8 protein-coding genes and 1 pseudogene are annotated in these 16073 nt (G+C 68.0%); 4 read left to right on the forward strand and 5 right to left on the reverse strand.

Features of this window, described 5'->3' with window-relative positions:
* The first annotated feature begins 7 nt into the window (after positions 1-7).
* Together ASC94_RS31025 and ASC94_RS31030 are read left to right on the forward strand one after the other, a co-directional pair.
* Positions 8-1165 carry an ABC transporter permease gene (locus ASC94_RS31025; RefSeq protein WP_056405242.1) on the forward strand — a complete coding sequence of 386 codons (1158 nt, stop codon included), beginning with the start codon at positions 8-10 and terminating at the stop codon, positions 1163-1165.
* Positions 1165-2331 carry an ABC transporter permease gene (locus ASC94_RS31030; RefSeq protein ID WP_056405244.1) on the forward strand — a complete coding sequence of 389 codons (1167 nt, stop codon included), beginning with the start codon at positions 1165-1167 and terminating at the stop codon, positions 2329-2331. Before ASC94_RS31025 ends, ASC94_RS31030 begins: the two co-directional genes overlap by 1 nt.
* Here ASC94_RS31030 and ASC94_RS31035 read toward each other — a convergent pair.
* Together ASC94_RS31035 and ASC94_RS31040 are read right to left on the reverse strand one after the other, a co-directional pair.
* Complete coding sequence (locus ASC94_RS31035; RefSeq protein WP_082616950.1) at positions 2328-9440, reverse strand: hybrid non-ribosomal peptide synthetase/type I polyketide synthase; 7113 nt, start codon at positions 9438-9440, stop codon at positions 2328-2330. The two genes, ASC94_RS31030 and ASC94_RS31035, sit on opposite strands and share 4 nt — an antisense overlap.
* A gap of 36 nt (positions 9441-9476) precedes the next feature.
* Positions 9477-10733, reverse strand: a pseudogene (locus tag ASC94_RS31040) (MFS transporter); the annotation flags it as partial.
* 182 nt (positions 10734-10915) lie between these two features.
* Here ASC94_RS31040 and ASC94_RS31045 point away from each other — a divergent pair.
* Complete coding sequence (locus ASC94_RS31045; protein ID WP_082616952.1) at positions 10916-12607, forward strand: GGDEF domain-containing protein; 1692 nt, start codon at positions 10916-10918, stop codon at positions 12605-12607.
* A 193-nt stretch (positions 12608-12800) separates the two neighbouring features.
* Here the strand turns inward: ASC94_RS31045 and maiA are convergent, their stop codons facing one another.
* The 3 genes from maiA to ASC94_RS31060 are packed head-to-tail and all read right to left on the reverse strand — an operon-like array spanning position 12801 to position 15016.
* On the reverse strand, positions 12801-13445 hold the full coding sequence (gene maiA / locus ASC94_RS31050; protein WP_056405250.1) for a maleylacetoacetate isomerase: 645 nt from the start codon (positions 13443-13445) through the stop codon (positions 12801-12803).
* The gene (locus ASC94_RS31055) at positions 13442-14476 is read right to left on the reverse strand and encodes a fumarylacetoacetate hydrolase family protein (protein ID WP_056405252.1); all 1035 of its coding nucleotides are present in this window, start codon (positions 14474-14476) and stop codon (positions 13442-13444) included. The genes maiA and ASC94_RS31055 overlap by 4 nt, the downstream gene beginning before the upstream one ends.
* 3 nt (positions 14477-14479) lie before the next feature.
* Positions 14480-15016 (reverse strand): VOC family protein, encoded by a 537-nt coding sequence (locus tag ASC94_RS31060; RefSeq protein ID WP_056405253.1) that lies wholly within the window; start codon positions 15014-15016, stop codon positions 14480-14482.
* Between the two features lie 97 nt (positions 15017-15113).
* On the opposite strand from ASC94_RS31060, the gene ASC94_RS31065 reads away from it, so the two are divergent.
* Positions 15114-16007: a LysR family transcriptional regulator gene (locus tag ASC94_RS31065; protein ID WP_056405256.1), complete on the forward strand. Its 894-nt coding sequence runs from the start codon at positions 15114-15116 to the stop codon at positions 16005-16007.
* The last annotated feature ends 66 nt before the right edge of the window (positions 16008-16073 follow it).

Below are 16073 nucleotides of genomic sequence, written 5' to 3' on the forward strand. Positions count from 1 at the left end.
GCGCGCCATGTACCTGCTCAAGCTGATCGTCAAGAACGCCCTGCGCCACAAGCTGCGCACCGCGCTTACGGTGCTCGGGCTGGTGGTGGCCACGCTCTCCTTCGGCCTGCTGCAAACCGTGGTGGACGCGTGGTACGCGGGAGCCGAGGGCGCGTCCAACACCACGCTGGTCACGCGCAACGCCACCTCGCTGGTATTCCCGCTGCCGCTGGCCTACCAGGCCCGCATCCGCGCCGTGGACGGCGTGACCGGCGTGGGCTACGCCAACTGGTTCGGCGGCGTGTACAAGGACCCAAAGAACTTCTTCGCGCAATTCGCCATCTCCGGCCAGAGCTACCTGGACATCTACCCCGACTACCTGCTGCCCGAGGAGCAGCGCGCCGCCTTCCTGCGCGACCGCAAGGGCGCCATCGTCGGCCGCAAGCTGGCCAGGCAGTACGGCTTCAAGGTGGGCGACACCATCCCCATCAAGGGCACCATTTATCCCGGCCAGTGGGAATTCGTCATCCGCGGCATCTACGACGGCAGGCAGGAATCGACCAACACCGCCACCATGTTCTTCCACTGGGACTACGTGAACGAGGGCCTGAAGAAAATTTACCCGCGCCGCGCCAACCAGGTGGGCGTGTACGTGGTGCGCATCGCCCGCGCCGAGGACGCCGCCGCCGTCTCGAACATGATCGACAGCCAGTTCCGCAACTCCCTGGCCGAAACGCTGACCGAAACCGAGAAAGCCTTCCAGCTCGGCTTCGTCTCGATGTCCGAAGCCATCGTGGTGGCGGTGCGGGTGGTGTCCTTCGTGGTGATCATCATCATCATGGCGGTGATGGCCAACACCATGGCCATGAGCGCGCGCGAGCGGCTGGGCGAGTACGCTACTTTGAAGGTGCTGGGCTTCGGCCCAGGCTACCTGGCGGCGCTGATCTTCGGCGAGTCGCTGCTGCTGTCCGTGTTCGGGGCGGCGCTCGGCATCGCCCTGCTATTCCCGCTGGCGTCCATCATCGGTTCGGCCATGGGCACCATGTTCCCGGTGTTCCAGGTGGCGCCCCTTACCCTGCTGCTGCAGGCCGTGGCGGCACTGCTGATCGGCGCGGTGGCGGGCGTGGCGCCCACCCTGCGCGCGGTGCACGTGAACATCGTGGACGGGCTGAGGAGCATAGGCTGATGCGCATCCCGCTCTCCTACATCGCGCGCAACCTGTGGGCGCGGCGCCTGACCACCGTGCTCACTGCCGGCGGGCTGGCGCTGGTGGTATTCGTGTTCGCCACCGTGCTGATGCTGGACGAAGGCTTGCGCACCACCCTGGTCACCACCGGCGAGTACGACAACGTGATCCTGATACGCCGCTCCTCCGAAAGCGAAGTGCAGAGCGGCGTGGACCGGGCGCAAGCCAACATCGCCACCAGCCACGCCGCCATTGCGCTCGGCGCGGACGGCCAGCCCATGATCTCGAAGGAGACCGTGGTGCTCATTTCGCTGCTCAAGCGCGGCTCGGACAAGCCTTCCAACGTGGTGATACGCGGCATAGACCAGCGCGGGCTGGTATTGCGGCCGCAGGTGAAGCTGAGCGCCGGCCGCATGTTCCGGCCGGGCGCGTCGGAGATCGTGGCCGGAGCAAGCATCGCCAAGCGTTTTGCCGGCGCCGGTATCGGCGAGATGCTGCGCTTCGGCCAGCGCGAATGGACCGTGGTGGGCCTGTTCGATGCCGGCAACAGCGGCTTCGATTCCGAAATCTGGGGCGACGCAGACCAGCTGATGCAGGCCTTCCGCCGCAACGGCTATTCGTCCATCGTGCTGCGGCTGGCCGGCAGCGCGCTGTTCGAGCGCTTCAAGCAGGACATCGAATCGGACCAGCGCCTGACGCTGGAAGCCAAGCGCGAGCAGACCTTCTATTCGGACCAGTCGCGCGCCCTGTCCACCTTCATCAGCATCCTGGGGTTGACGCTGTCCATCATCTTTTCCATCGGGGCGATGATAGGCGCGGCCATCACCATGTACGCCTCGGTGGCCAACCGCACCGGCGAAATCGGCACGCTGCGCGCGCTGGGCTACCAGCGGCGCAACATCCTGGCCGCCTTCCTCACCGAGTCCATGCTGCTGGCGCTGGCGGGCGGCGCCGTGGGACTGGTGTTCGCGTCGTTCATGCAGTTCCTGTCCTTCTCCACCACCAATTTCCAGTCCTTCTCGGAGCTGGCGTTCGGTTTCAAGCTGGACGGCGCCATCATCATCAAGACCTTACTGTTCTCTCTGGTGATGGGCTTGATCGGCGGTTTTCTCCCCGCAGTGCGTGCGGCGCGCATGCGGATCGTGGACGCGCTGCGCGCGGCTTAGGCTTCCTTCCGCCCTTCCTGCAGACGTTTCGCCATGGCCTGCGCGCTGGCGCCCAGCATGATGCTGTGGTGGTTGCCGGGCAGCTCGATCTGCTCCAGCCCATCCGCCAGCAGCGCGCCCCAACCGAGGTCCGGTTCGCCGAACTGCCCGGCAAAGCCTTCCGCACCGCTGAACAGCACCACCGGCAAGCGGCCGGGCTGCTGCTGGCGCGGCGGGACGTAGCTGCGCAGCGCCTCGTCGTTGGCGCTGGTCACGGCGAGCATATGGCGCACCTGCTCCTGCCCGGCCCCTGGCGGCAGCAGGCCTTGCTGCTTGGCCGCCTGCAGCACGTGCAGCCACTGCTGGTCCGCCGCCACGCCGCGCAGGCTGTCCCAGTCCATGCTGATGGCGGGCAGCAGGATGCCGAGCAACACGGCGTCGTCGGTCAGCCAGTCCTTGCTGGCCATCTGGCCGTAGGCGCCGTTGCGGTACAAAGGCTGCGCGCTGGCGTTCTGCGCGCGCGAGTCGATCAGCGCCAGCATGGCGACGTCCTCCCCGGCGCCGCGCAACTGGTGCGCCATTTCGTAGGCGATGCAGCCGCCCATGGAGTGGCCGACCAAGGTGTAGGGACCGGTCGGCTGGCGCGCCTTGACCAGGGCGATGTACTCGGCAGCCATCTCTTCGATGCGGCGCAGCGGCGCGGCCTCGCCCTGCAGGCCGCGCGCCTGCACGCCATACACCGGCTGGCCGGGGCCCAGGGCGCGCGTCAGTTCCACGTAGCCCATGGTATGGCCGCCGTAGGGGTGGATGCAGAACACCGGCGGCAGGCTGCCGGTGCTGCGCATGCCGATCAGCTGCGAGGCGCGCGAGGCCTGGCCGGTGCGCAAGGCTTGCGCCAGCGCTTCCACGGTCGGGTTCTCCATCAGCACAGCGTTGGCCAGGCTGCAATCGAACGCCTGTTCCAGGCGAATGATGACGCTTAACGACGACAGCGAGCTGCCGCCCAGGTCGAAGAAATTATCGCCCGCTTGCACCGAGCCGACGCCCAGGATCTCTTCGAACACCTTGGCCACTTCGAGCTCATAGGCGTCGCGCGGCGCGCCGGGGCGCGGCAGGCCGGCCCCATGCGCCGGCTCGGCGCGCGACACCGGCTCGAAGCGGGTTGCAGCGCGCGGCGACGCCTGCGCCCCGCCGTTGCCGGCCTCGGGCCAATAACGGTAGCGGTCGAACGGATACGGCGGCAAGGCGACCCGGCGGCGGGATGCGGCACCATGCAGCTTGCGCCAGTCGGGCGTTACACCGTTCATCCACAAGCGCGCCAGGCTCTGCATCGCGGCGGCGCAGTCCGAACCGCCGGCGGCGGCCAGCGTTGGCGTGGCCAGGCGTGCGCCGTGCTTCTTCGGATGGCGCTGGATGATGGAACTGAAGCCCTGGCCCGGGCCGACTTCGAGGTAGACCCCACCCGGCGTGTCCAGCAGCAGCTCCAGCCCATCCGCGAAGCGCACCGTGTGGCGCATATGGCGCACCCAGTGGACCGGGTCCGTGGCCTGCTCCGCCGTCACCCAATCGCCGGTCACGTTGGTGACGTAGGGGATTTGCGGTGCGTGCAGCGCAATGCCCGCGAACAGTGCCTCGAACCGGGACAGTATCGGGCCCAGCATGGCGGAGTGGAAGGCGTGCGAAGCCGGTATACGCTTGCTGCGCAGGCCGGCTTCAGCCAGCGGCGCCGCCAGCGCGGCAATGCCTTCCATGGTGCCGGCCAGCACGCAGGCGCGCGGACCGTTGACAACGGCGAGGTCCACGCCATTGCCCAGGAAGACCTGCACTTCGGCGGCGCTGGCTTCAACCGCCAGCATGGCGCCGGCGGGCAGTTGCTGCACCAGCTGGCCGCGCGCGGCAACCAGCTTGAGCGCATCCGGCAACGACATCACACCGGCCAGGCAGGCCGCCACGTATTCGCCGAGGCTGTGGCCCATCATCGCCTGCGGCTGCACGCCCCAGTGCATCAGCTGGCGCGCCAGCGCGTATTCCACCACGAACATGGCGGGCTGGGTGATGGCGGTCTGCGCCAGCTGGCGCGCCGCCTGCTCCTGCACTTCCGGCTCGGGATAGAGCAAGGCGCGCAGGTCCAGGCCCAGCATGGGCAGCAGCAGTTCGGCGCACTTGTCCACGCACGTGCGGAATTCCGGCACGGTTTCGTAGAGCTCGCGGCCCATGTTCACCTGCTGCAGGCCCTGGCCCGGGAACAGGAAGGTGAGCGGGCCGGGGGCGGCGGTCGCTGCAGCCGCTGCGCCGGACAGCGCGAGTTCCGCGCCGGACGGTGCGCCGGACGGTGCGCCGGCCATCGCATCCAGCGCCGCCAGCGCGCCGGCGGCGTCGGTGCACACGACGGCGCGGCGGTGCGCCAGTTGCGCGCGGCCCGTTTGCAGTGTGTAGGCGACGTCGGCCAGGTTGGCGCCGGGTTGCGCGCGCAGGTAGTCTGCGAGCCGTGCGCTCATGGCGTCCAGCGCGGTGGCTGACTTGGCCGACAGCGCCAGTACGTGCTGCGCCAGGCCGTCCGCCGCGCCGCCGGCCGCCGGCGCAGCGGCCTGGGGCGCCTGCTCCAGGATCACGTGCGCGTTGGTGCCGCCGATGCCGAACGAGCTCACCGCCGCGCGGCGCGGCATGTCCACCTCGTGCCATGGCGCCAGCGCCTTGTTGACAAAGAAGGGACTGCTCTCCAGCGCCAGCTTCGGATTGGGCGACTGGAAGTGCGGCATGGCCGGGACCACGCCGTGGTGCACCGCCAGCGCCGCCTTGATCAGCCCCGTCACGCCGGCCGCCGTGTCCAGGTGGCCGATGTGCGCCTTGGCCGAACCCAGCATGCAGTATTCGCGGTCCGCCGTGTATTTGCGGTAGGCCTGCGTCAGCGCCGCCACCTCGATCGGATCGCCCAGCGGCGTCGCGGTGCCATGCGCCTCCACCAGGCCGATGGTGCGCGGATCCACACCCGCGCGCTGGAGCGCCTGTTCGATCACTTCGGCCTGGCCGTTCACGCTGGGTGCGGTGAACCCGACCTTCAGGCTGCCGTCGTTGTTGATGGCCGAGCCTTTGATGACGGCCCAGACGGTGTCGCCGTCGCGCTGCGCGTCGCTCAGGCGCTTGAGCACCACCAGCGCGCCGCCGCTGCCGCGCACCGTGCCGCTGGCGCCCGCGTCGAAGGCGCGGCAATGGCCGTCCGGCGACAGGATGTGGCCTTCCTGGTAGAGATAGCCGGTGCCGTGCGGGACCTCAAGCGATACGCCGCCCGCCAGCGCCATGTCGCAATCGCCCATCTGCAGCTGCTGGCTAGCCATGTGCACCGCCACCAGCGAGGTGGAACACGCGGTCTGCACCGTGAGCGCGGGTCCGCGCAGGTTCAGCTTGTGCGCCAGGCGTGTGGACAGGAAGTCCTTCTCGTTGAGGATGGTGGTCTGGAACAGTTCCGCCGCCGACTCGGGATTCGTATTGAGGAAGTGCTGCAGATACGCCGCGCGCCCGGTGCCGCCGTACACGCCGATGCGGCCCGCATAGCCTTCGCTGCTGTAGCCTGCATGTTCCAGCGCCTGCCAGCCCAGCTCCAGGAACAGGCGCTGCTGCGGGTCCATCAGCTGCGCTTCGCGCGGCGGGTAGCCGAAGAACGGCGCGTCGAAGCAGGCCACGTCGTCCAGCACCCCCTTGCGCTTCACGTAGCGCGGATCGTCCAGCAGGTGGCGGGGCACGCCGGCGTCCAGCAGTTGCTGGTCGCTCAGGTCGGAGATGGCGTCCACGCCGTCGCGCAGGTTCACCCACAGCTCGTCGACGCTGGCGGCGCCGGGGAAACGGCCCGCCATGCCGACAATGGCGATGTCCGTGCCCGCCGCTGCCGCCGGCACGCTGCGCAGCGGGCCGTGGTTGCGTTCGCGGAACTGGGCGTCCAGGTCCTGGCCGTCGCTCAAGGCGGTGCGCAAGTGGTTGGCCAGCGAGCGGATGGTGGGGAAACGGAACAAGTCCATGGTCGGCACGGTCAGGTTCAGCTTTTCATCGAGCTGCACTTCCACTTCCACCAGGCTCAGGGAGTGGCCGCCGACGTCGAAGAAGCTGTCGTCGATGCCGACTGCGGGCAGGTTCAGCACCTCCTGCCAGATGGCGGCAATCTGCTGCTCCAGGCGGTCGCGCGGCGGTGCAGTGGCGGCGTCCGCCGCCATGCCGGGCGGCGCGGGCAGCGCACGGCGGTCGATCTTGCCGTTCGGCGTCATCGGCCATGCGTCCAGCAGCACGAAGGCGGCAGGCACCATGAACTCCGGCAGCTTGCCCTGCATGTGGGCACGGATGGCGGCCGTGGTGACGGCGGCGCCTTCGTGCGGAATCGCGTACGCCACCAGGCGCTGGTCCTGGCCGGCGTCGCGGCTGGCCAGGACCAGCGACTCGCGGATGGCCTCGTGCTCCATGATGACCGCTTCCAGCTCGCCCAGTTCGATGCGGAAGCCGCGCAGCTTTACCTGATGGTCCAGGCGGCCCAGGAACTCCAGGCTGCCGTCCTGCAGGTAGCGCGCCAGGTCGCCGGTCTTGTACATGCGCTCGCCCGGCGCGCCGAAGGGATTGGGCACGAAGCGTTCTTCGGTCAGGTCCGGGCGGCCCAGGTAGCCGCGCGCCAGGCCCACGCCGGCGATATACAGCTCGCCCGCCACGCCGCGCGGCACCGGTTGCAGCAGCGGGTCCAGCACGTACAGGCGGGTGTTGGGCAGCGGATGGCCGATGCTCACGCATGCGGCGTCCGGCGCCAGCACAGTCATGGTGGCGCAGACCGTGGTTTCGGTCGGGCCGTAGGCATTGATGAAGCGGCGGCCTGCGCTCCAGCGCTTCACCAGCTCCAGGTTGCATGGCTCGCCGGCGGTGATCACGGAACGCAGTGTCGGCAGGTCCGCCGGAGACAGCAGCGCCAGCACGGACGGGGGCAAGGTCACCACCGTGACGGCGTGGCGGTTGATGGTGTTGACCAGCGCGGATCCCGGCATCAGGTCCATTTTCGGCGCCAGGCACAGGCTGGCGCCGACGCACAGCGCTGTGAAGATTTCGCTCACCGACGCGTCGAAGCTGAAGGACGCGAACTGCAGCACGCGGCTGTCCTGGCTGACATGGAAGCCGGCCGCCATCGCGTGCACCATGTTGGACAGGCCCTGGTGCTCCAGCATCACGCCTTTCGGCCGCCCGGTGGAGCCGGAGGTGTAGATTACGTAGACCAGGTCGTCCGGTCCCGACATCAGTGGCGGGTTGGCGGCGGATTCCTTGGCGACGTACTCCCAGTCCGTATCCAGGCAGAGCACGCGCGCGTCGCCCGCCGGCAGGCGCTCGCGCAGCGATTGCTGCGTCAGCAGCAGGCCGACCGATGCATCCTTGAGCATGTAGGCCAGGCGGTCCTGCGGGTAGTCCGGGTCCAGCGGCAGATAGGCGCCGCCCGCCTTCAGGATGGCGATCAGGCCGACCACCAGCTCGGGACGGCCGCGCTCCATGCTCAACCCCACCAGCTCTCCCTGCTTCAGCCCCTGCGCGAGCAGGTGGCGTGCCAGGCGGTTGGCGCGCTGGTTCAGCTCACCGTAGCTCAGTTCTTCGTAGCCCAGCGCTGCGCTGCCGAAGCGCAGTGCGACGGCGGACGGCGCGCGCTCGGCCTGCTGCTCGAACTGGCGCTGCACGCAGGCCATGGGGAACGGCGCGTCGGTGGCGTTGCGCACGGCGCCCAGTTCGTGCTCGCGTGGCGTGAGCATGGGTAGGCGCTCCAGCGCCGTCTGCGGTGCCCGCGTGGCGGCCAGCAGCAAGGTCTGGTAGTGCTCCACCAGGTAGGCGATACTGTCCCGGTCCCACAGGTCGGTGTTGTACCAGCAGACGCCGCGCAGCGCGCCGTCCACCTCCTCCACCACGAAGTCCACGTCGAACTTCACGCTGTGCAGCTCCAGCGGATAGGATTCCAGCTGCAGGCCGGACAGGTCCAGCCTGGCGCCGGCCAGGCCCATGCGCGCGGCCGCCAGGCCCTGCATGTGGGCCAGCTGCGCCTTCTGGTAAGTGAAGGCCACCTGGAACACCGGACTGCGGCTCATGTCGCGCGGCAGGCCGAGTTTTTCCACCAGCAGCGGGAACGGGAAATCCTGGTGGTCCTTGGCGCCCACCAGCACTTCGCGCACCTGGTGCAGGAATTGCGAGAACGGCGTGTCGCCCGCCAATTGCATGCGCAGCGCGCACGGGCTGGCGAAGTAGCCCACGGTACGCTCGTAGCCTTCCGGCGGGCGGCCGAAGCGCGGCGAGCCAACCGCCAGGTCGTCCTGCCCGGTATAGCGGTACAGCAGCGCGTAGAAGGCGGCCAGCAGCACGGTGTAGAAGGTCACGCCTTCCTGCCTGGCCAGCGCGCGCACCTGGCGCGTGACGTCGGCGTTCAGCTCGAAGGCGTGACCGGCGCCGGCGTGGCTCTGGATCGGCGGACGCGGGCGGTCGGTCGGCAGGTCCAGGCTGGCCGGTGCGGCCAGCTGCTTTTTCCAGTAGGCCCAGTGGTCGTCGCCGCGCGGCGATGCCAGCAGCTCGTCCTGCCAGCCCACGTAGTCAATGTAGGAGAGGCTGTGCGGCGGCAGCTCAGGCGTTTTCCCGGCCACGCGCGCCTGGTACAGCATGCCCAGTTCTTCCATCATGACGATCAGCGACCAGGTATCGGTGGCGATGTGATGGCTGTTCAGCAGCAGCACATGCTCGCCGGGCGCGGTGGAAAACAGGTGGCTGCGGAACACCGGGCCGTGCTTCAGGTCGAACGGCAGGTGGGCGGCCTCGGTGAGGCTGGCATGCAGGCGCTGCGGATCCCAGCCGGCGGCGTCCACCTGCTGCAGGCCGGAGCGGCCCTGCGGGTGCACCAGCTGTACCAGTTCGCCGTGCGGTGCCGCGTAGGTGGTGCGCAGCACGGGATGGCGCTGCACCAGGTCCAGCATGGCGCCCTGCAAGGCGTCCACGTCGAGGTCGGCGCGGATGGACCATGCCATGGGCAGGTTGTATTCGGCGCCGTCCGGATTGAGGTTCCACAGGAACCACATGGCGCGCTGGCCACGGGAGAGGGACGCGGTTTGGCCTTCCTGGCCTGGGAGACTGGTTTGCATGATGTGGCTTTCGGCTTAGTTGGGGGCTGCGTCAGGTGCGGCGGCAGGTACGGCGTCAGGTGCGGCGTTGGGGTCGGCGTCTGGAAGACGGTGTGCGAGCAGCATGGCTAGCGCGCCGGCGGCGGCGGCGCACATCAGGCTGGCCGGCACGCTGCTCAGCGCGGCGAGCTGGCCCCACAAGGCGGCGCCTGCCGCGCTGGCGCCCATGATGGCCATCTGGTACATCGACATGCCGCGCGCCCTTACCCAGTCGGGCAAGGCCATCTGCACCGACAGGATCAGCGCATTGGCGGTGGAAATCCACGCCATGCCGGCCACGAACATCACCGGCGCGGCAAAATAGACGCTGGGCGACAGCGCCACCGCCAGCATGGTGGCCGATTGCAGCAGCGCGCTGCCGGTGACCAGCACGCCGCGCGGGAGCGCCTGGCGCAAGGACGGCAGCAGCAGCGCCGCCGCCACGGTGCCGGCACCCATGCACGCCAGCAGCACGGTAAAGGTGCCGGCCGCGCCGCCGTGCAAGCCGCGCGCCAGCAGCGGCAGCAAGGCCAGCAAGGCGGTCGAATGGAAGAAAAACAGGAAGATGCGCGCCAGCGCCGCCTTCATCCGCGTGGAACCTGCCACGAAGCGCAGGCCCTCGCCCATGGAGCGCAACAGGCCCCGCCGGGTCGCGTGCATCGCCTCGCTCGCCTGCGCAGGGTCGGCAGCCCGGCGCCAGCGCATGATGAGAAAGCCGGACACCACCGACAGCACGGCATTCAGCACGAACACCGAGGCGCTGCCCGCGCCTGCGATCAGGGCGCCGGCCAGCAGCGGCCCGACGATGCGCGATGCGTTCATGGACACGCCGTTAAGCGCGAGCGCCGCCGGCAGCTGCGCGCGCGGCACCAGCTCCGGCACGATGGCGGCAAACACAGGCCAGCGCATGGCCAGGCCGATGCCGTTGGCGAAAGTCAGTACCAGCAGCAGCGTGGGCGTGATGGCGCCGGACAGCACCACCGCGCACAGCACCACGGCCACGGCCGCGACCCAGAACTGGGTGGCGATGAAGTAGCGGCGGCGGTCAAGGATGTCGGCCAGGGCGCCGCTGGGCAGGCCAAGCAGGAATACCGGGAGCGTAGACGCGGTCTGCACCAGCGCCACCCAGACCGGGGACGTGGTCATGGCCGTCATCATCCACGCCACCGCGACGTCGTTCATCCACATGCAGACGTTGGCGATCAGCCAGGTGCACCACAACATGCGGAAGGTTGGTTGGTGCAGGGGCGCGAGCGCGGAAGATGGGGGCGGCATGGGAGGGCGATATTTTCGGGACCGGGCATTGTACTGGAACGGCGGTCATAAATCTTAAATATGTGCAACAATAGTTTTCTCTTTGATAACTTATGAGGCGAATACAGACACAAGTGTAGATACTTTGTGTCACACTATGATGACCGTTAGACAAACTCCTCCACACTCCGCCGCCTCCCCCCATGCCTTTGCCGACACTCCGACGCTTGCTGCTGCTGGCACTGCTCCTGGCACCGCTGCTGGTGCTGACGGGTGCGCGCCACGCGCAGGCTGCGGAAACGCGCAAGGTGCTGGTGCTGTATTCGCTGGGCTCCGATTCCGCGTCGGCATGGCAGCAGCTGGTGCGCAAGGGCCTGTACGACGAACTGGCCGGCAAGCGCTGGGGCGATGGACCCAACATATTCGAAGAGCACTTCGACGCCGTGCGCGTGGGCGAACAGGCCGCGCTGGACAGCATGGCGCCCTATTTGCGCGTCAAGTACGCCAACGTGAAGCTGGACGCCATCGTGACTGAAAACCACCTCGCGGCCGGCTTCCTCAACAGCCACCCCGAATTATTCCCCGGCGTGCCCCGCTTCTACGTGAACCATGGCCGGCGCAACTGGCGCCCGGGCGACGGCGAAGCGCTGGAACTGGCGCCGGACTACGGCCGCATGCTGGGCGTGATCCCGCTGGTGGCGCCCGGCGTCAAGCGCGTGGTGGTGGTGGGCGACCAGTCGCCGCGCGTACAGGAATGGATTGCCGGCGTGCGCGCCGCATCGCGCCCTTACAGCAAGCAGATCGCCTTCGATTACTGGGACCGGCAGAGCTTTGCTGAACTGTACCGGCGCGCCGGCATGCTGGGCGGGGACACCGCCATCCTGATGTTCGCCACCTACCGCGACAGCGCCGGCGAGATCGGCCAGCCGTCGGAAGTGATGCACAAGCTTGCGGCGGTATCGCCGGTACCGGTATTCACGCACGTGGAGTCGCTGGTGACGCCGGGCGTGGTGGGCGGCTATGTGCTGAGCGGCGAAGCGATCGGCCGCGTGATCGCCCGCATCCTGCACGGCCAGCCGGCCGACTTGAGCGGCGTGCAGCGCTACATCTTCGACCACCCCACCGCCGAGCGCCACCAGCTGCGCAACCTGCCGCCGGAAGCGCTGCTGCGCAACCGCCCGGTGGGCTTATGGGAGCTGTACCGCTGGCAGATCATGCTGGGCGGGACGCTGATCCTGCTGGAGGGCGTGCTGATTACGGTGCTGGTGCGGGTGCTGCGCTCGCGCCGCACCGCGCTGGCGGCGCTGAACGACGAACGCAACAACCTGGAGGACCGGGTGCTGCAGCGCACGCTGGAGCTGCTGACGGTGAACTCCAAGCTGGAACAGCTGGCCACTACCGACCCGCTGACCGGCATTGCGAACCGGCGCAGGATGACGGAACAGATTTCCAAGGAACTGGACCGCGCGCGCCGCTACAAGCATCCGCTGGCGCTGCTGATGGTGGATATCGACCATTTCAAGCGCATCAACGATACGTACGGCCACGAGGTGGGCGACCAGGCCATCGTGGCAGTGGCGGGCGCGCTGTCGGCCGCCATGCGCAGCATCGACCTGGTGGCGCGCTTCGGCGGGGAGGAGTTCGTGCTGCTGATGCCGGAGGCGTCGCTGGAGACGGCTGGCGGGGCGGCCGAGCGGCTGCGGGAGACGGTGTCGCAGCTGTGCATTGATGTGGAGGGAGGGCTGTCGATTTCGCTCACGATCAGCGTGGGCGTGGCGGCGTCCTATCCGCAAGAGGCGCCGGATTCGCCGTCCGCGCTGCTGGTGCGGGCTGATAAGGCGCTGTACCAGGCCAAAAAGGATGGGCGGGACCGGGTGGTGTTGAATGCTGCGTGAATGGCGGCGCTGCGGCGGGTTACGCGCTACGCGCTAACCCGCCCTACGGCCACGGGTCCCGTTGTCCCGTTGTCCCGTTGTCCCGTTGTCCCGTTGTCCCGTTGTCCCGTTGTCCCGTGATCCCGTGGCCACGTGGTCCCGTGATCCCGTGGTCTCGTATGGCGGGTTAGGCGGAACGCCGTAACCCGCCGAACTACTCGGCGTCGGGCTGCTGCGCGGGGTGCGCGGCCTGGAACGCAGGCAGCTCGGCGCAGTTGGCGGCGATGCGCGCGATGTTGGGATACGGCGCCAGGTCCACTTCGAAGCGCTCCGCATTGAACACCTGCGGCACCAAACAGCAATCAGCCAGGGTCGGCGTGTCGCCGTGGCAGAAGCGGCCAGTGGCGCCGTCGCGCGCAAGGTGCGCCTCGAACGTGGCCAGGCCCAGGCGCATCCAGTGGCGTATCCATTCCAGCTTGGCCTGCTCGTCCAGCTTGAGCGTGTGCACCAGGTAGCGCAGCACGCGCAGGTTGCTGAGCGGGTGCGTGTCGCAAGCGATGGTCATGGCCAGCGCGCGCACGCGCGCGCGGCCCGCCGCGTCGGCCGGCAGCAGCGGCGCCAGCGGATGCTGCTCCTCCAGGTACTCCATGATGGCCAGCGACTGGGTCAGCAGCGTGCCTTCGTCGTCCAGCGCCGGCAGCAGCGCGCCGGGATTGACTTCGCGGTAAGCCTCCCCCAGCTGCTCGCCCCCGCCGCGCAGCAGGTGCACCGGCACCGCCTCGTAGGGCAGCGCCTTCAGGTTGAGCGCAATCCGGACGCGGTAGGCGGCCGAACTGCGGAAGTAGGTGTAGAGCTTCATGCGCCGCGCTCCTGGCGCTCCCGGTAATGCGCCACGGTCTGGTCGATGGCGCCGAAGATGCTGGCGCCCTGCGGATCGAACATCTCGATGCGCACGCTGTCGCCGAACTTGAGGAAGCCGGTGGCAGGCTTGCCGCCTTCAATGGTTTCGTACATGCGCACTTCGGCCAGGCAGCAGTAACCCACGCCGCCGTTGGCGATGCTGGAACCGTGCAGGCTGCCCTGCTTGTTGGACACGGTGCCCGAACCGATAATGGTGCCGGCCGCCAGCTCGCGCGTCTTGGCGGCGTGCGCCACCAGCTGGGCGAAGCTGAAGGTCATGTCTTCACCGGCGTTCGGCTTGCCGAAGGGCTGGGCGTTCAGGTGCACGGTGAGCGGCAGGCGCAGCTTGCTGTCCGCCCAGTGCGCGCCCAGTTCGTCCGGCGTGACCGCGACCGGCGAGAAGGCGCTGGCCGGCTTGGAGTTGAAGAAGCCGAAGCCCTTGGCCAGTTCGTTCGGAATCAGGTTGCGCAGCGATACGTCGTTCACCAGCATCACCAGGCGGATGGCGCTGGCTGCGTCGGCGTCGCTGGCGCCCATGCGCACGTCGCCGGTGATTACCGCCACTTCGGCTTCCAGGTCGATGCCCCACTCTTCGGTCAGCGCGTAGATGTGGTCGCGCGGGCCGACGAAGCTGTCCGAACCGCCCTGGTACATCAGCGGGTCGGTGTAGAAGGAGGCCGGCACCTCGGCATTGCGCGCCTTGCGCACCAGTTCCACGTGGTTGATGTAGGCCGAGCCGTCGGCCCACTGGTAGGCGCGCGGCAGCGGCGAATGGCAGGCGCTTTCATCGAAGGGCTGCGCATCGGCGGCGCGGCCTTCGTTCAGGGCGGCGTACAGTGCGGCCAGCTGCGGGGCGCTGAAGTCCCAGTTGTCCAGCGCGGCTTGCAGCGTGGGCGCGATGTCCGCGGCGTTCACGCATTGCTGGAGGTTGCGGCTGACGACAACCAGGGTGCCGTCGCGGCTGCCGTTTTTCAGGGTGGCTAATTTCATCTTTTATTCTCCGGTGGCGGGGGCGTGCATCCAGGCGGCGTGCTTGGGCGCCTTCTTGGTCTTCGACCACTCCTCCAGCATGTCCCATTTCACCTCGTCCAGCTTGCGCATCATCTCGGGTGTGCCGGTGTTCACCGACAGCTCCAGGCGGTGGCCGTTCGGGTCGAAGAAGTAGATCGACTTGAAGATGGTGTGGTTGACGGGGCCGATCACGTCGATGCCGGCGGCGGTCAGGCGCTGCTTGGCTTCCAGCAGTTCGTCCATGCTGTCCACTTCCATGGCCAGGTGCTGCACCCAGGCCGGGGTGTTGTGGTCGCGGTCCATGGCCGGCTGGGTGGGCAGTTCGAAGAAGGCCAGCACGTTGCCGTGGCCGGCGTCCAGGAACACGTGCATGTACGGGTCCGGCGCCTTGGTGGACGGCACCTCGTCTTCGGCGATGGCCAGCACGAAGTCCATGTTCAGGTGCTTGACGTACCATTCGACGGTTTCCTTGGCGTCCTTGCAGCGGTAGGCGACGTGGTGGATCTGCTTGATTTTCATGGTGCTCTCCCGGGTATGCCGATTTATTCCCGTTATTAGACTCCCGATTGAGATATCATACAAACGGTATTTTTCAATCGATTTATCGGAATTCCCAATGAGTCCCACGCTGCGCCAGATGCGCGCCCTCGTCGCCATCGCCAGGACCGGCAGCTTCACGCTGGCGGCCGAGTACCTGAACCTGACGCAGTCGTCGCTGAGCGGCCAGATCAAGGAGCTGGAACAGCTGCTGGGCGTGAAGGTGGTCGAGCGCAACACGCGCCGCGCGCAGCTGTCCGAGGTGGGGCGCGAGCTGTATCCGCTGTTCGACAAGATGCTGCAGGACCTGGACGGCGCCATGGCCGACATTGCCAACCGCAAGGCGCTCAAAAAGGGCATGGTGCGCGTGGCCGCGCCGCAGATGATGGCCTGCACCCTGCTGCCGGAAGTGATTGCCGCCTACCGCGCCGCTTACCCCGCAGTGCAGGTGATGCTGGTGGACTGCCCGGTGGAAAACGTTTCCGGCCGCGTGTTCAGCGGCGAGGTGGATTTCGGCATCGGCCCGGAGCGCGATCCGGCGGCGGAAATCGCGGCGCAACTGCTGTTCGAGATGCCGTTTGTACTGGTATTCCCGGTGGCGCACCCGCTGGCCGGCAAGGAAAGCGTGACGTGGAGCGACGTGAACCAGCATCCGCTGATTGCGCTGCAGGGCCAGTTCACGGAACGCCTGCTGCGCGACGTGGCGCTGAATCCCTACAACGAGGTCACCTTCATGACCACCGCGCTGGCCATGGTGAACGCCGGCCTGGGCGTGACGGCCTGCCTGCCCTATGCGGAACCGATGGTGAAGCTGTACGGCCTGCAGATGCGCCTGCTGCGCGAGCCGGAGCTGACGCGGCGCTTCTTTGTCTACACCAAGAGCGCCCGCTCGCTGTCGCCGGCGGCGCAGAGCTTCGCGGACTTCCTGTTCCAGTTCGTGGCGGCGCACGAGTGGAACATTCCGCAGTCGTAGCCGGCCGCCAGCTGCATGCGCTCAACCAGGCAGCAACTAAACCAAGCAGCAGCGAAGCGGCAGCTA

It is taken from the genome of Massilia sp. Root418, assembly GCF_001425265.1.
Lineage (GTDB): Bacteria > Pseudomonadota > Gammaproteobacteria > Burkholderiales > Burkholderiaceae_D > Rugamonas.

What these genes read in the sequence shown, in the direction of transcription:
- ASC94_RS31025 (WP_056405242.1), top strand. Translation starts at nt 8, where the DNA reads ATGTACCTGCTCAAGCTGATCGTCAAGAACGCCCTGCGCCACAAGCTG.
- ASC94_RS31030 (WP_056405244.1), top strand. Translation starts at nt 1,165, where the DNA reads ATGCGCATCCCGCTCTCCTACATCGCGCGCAACCTGTGGGCGCGGCGC.
- ASC94_RS31035 (WP_082616950.1), bottom strand. Translation starts at nt 9,440, where the DNA reads ATGCAAACCAGTCTCCCAGGCCAGGAAGGCCAAACCGCGTCCCTCTCC.
- ASC94_RS31045 (WP_082616952.1), top strand. Translation starts at nt 10,916, where the DNA reads ATGCCTTTGCCGACACTCCGACGCTTGCTGCTGCTGGCACTGCTCCTG.
- maiA (WP_056405250.1), bottom strand. Translation starts at nt 13,445, where the DNA reads ATGAAGCTCTACACCTACTTCCGCAGTTCGGCCGCCTACCGCGTCCGG.
- ASC94_RS31055 (WP_056405252.1), bottom strand. Translation starts at nt 14,476, where the DNA reads ATGAAATTAGCCACCCTGAAAAACGGCAGCCGCGACGGCACCCTGGTT.
- ASC94_RS31060 (WP_056405253.1), bottom strand. Translation starts at nt 15,016, where the DNA reads ATGAAAATCAAGCAGATCCACCACGTCGCCTACCGCTGCAAGGACGCC.
- ASC94_RS31065 (WP_056405256.1), top strand. Translation starts at nt 15,114, where the DNA reads ATGAGTCCCACGCTGCGCCAGATGCGCGCCCTCGTCGCCATCGCCAGG.